Here is a 1,273-nt window from a genome sequence, read left to right as displayed (position 1 = left end):
CGGTTTTTTCACCCAGTCCCTTTCGGATCGTGATCCTGAGCTTTTTGGCTCGATTACATCCGAGCTGGGTCGCCAGCGCGATGAGATCGAGCTGATCGCATCCGAGAACATCGTTTCTGCCGCTGTTATGGAAGCGCAGGGCTCGGTGATGACCAACAAATACGCCGAGGGATACCCCGGTCGTCGCTACTATGGCGGCTGCCAGTTCGTCGACATCGCCGAGAACCTGGCCATCGACCGCGCCAAGCAGCTGTTTGGTTGTGAGTTTGCCAACGTGCAGCCCAACTCGGGTTCGCAAGCCAACCAGGGTGTGTTTCAGGCGCTGATCCAGCCCGGCGACACCATTCTGGGCATGAGCCTGGATGCCGGCGGTCACCTGACCCACGGCGCTGCGCCCAACCAGTCGGGCAAGTGGTTCAAAGCCGTTCAGTATGGTGTGCGCAAAGAAGACAACATGCTGGATTACGATCAGGTCGAGGCGCTGGCGAAAGAGCACCAGCCCAAGCTGATCATCGCAGGTGGTTCGGCCATCCCGCGTCAGATCGACTTTGCCCGCATGCGCGAGATTGCGGACATGGTTGGCGCCTATCTGCACGTCGACATGGCACACTTTGCCGGTCTGGTTGCGGCGGGCGAGCACCCCTCGCCCTTCCCGCACGCCCATGTTGCGACCACCACCACGCACAAGACCCTGCGCGGTCCGCGCGGCGGCATGATCCTGACCAATGACGAGGCGATCGCCAAGAAAGTGAACTCGGCCATCTTCCCCGGTATTCAGGGCGGTCCGCTGATGCACGTGATCGCTGGTAAAGCCGTTGCGTTCGGTGAAGCTCTGCGCCCCGAGTTCAAAAGCTACATCCAGCAGGTTGTAACCAACGCGCAGGCGCTGTCGGATCAGCTGATTAAAGGCGGTCTGGACACGGTGACCCACGGCACCGACACGCACGTTGTGCTGGTCGACCTGCGCCCCAAAGGCGTCAAAGGCAACGCGACCGAAAAGGCCCTGGGCCGCGCGCATATCACCTGCAACAAGAACGGCGTTCCGTTTGATCCGGAAAAACCGACCATCACTTCGGGTATTCGTCTGGGCTCGCCCGCAGGCACCACACGCGGGTTTGGCGAGGTTGAATTCCGCCAGATCGCCGATTGGATCATCGAAGTGGTCGATGGCCTGGCCGCAAACGGCGAAGACGGCAACGCTGAAGTCGAAGCCAAGGTCAAGGCAGAAGTCGCAGACCTCTGCGCCAAATTCCCTATCTATCCAAACCTGTAA

1 protein-coding gene is annotated in these 1,273 nt (G+C 60.3%); it reads left to right on the top strand.

From position 1 onward, the window contains the following. Window positions 1-1,273, top strand: a 1,273-nt coding sequence (gene glyA, locus ACR0EO_RS22075) for a serine hydroxymethyltransferase (protein ID WP_480693059.1), incomplete at its 5' end; no start/stop codon positions are given.

The sequence above is a fragment of the Ruegeria sp. BE9 genome (assembly GCF_056538765.1).
This window is presented reverse-complemented; position numbering and strand designations above follow the sequence as displayed.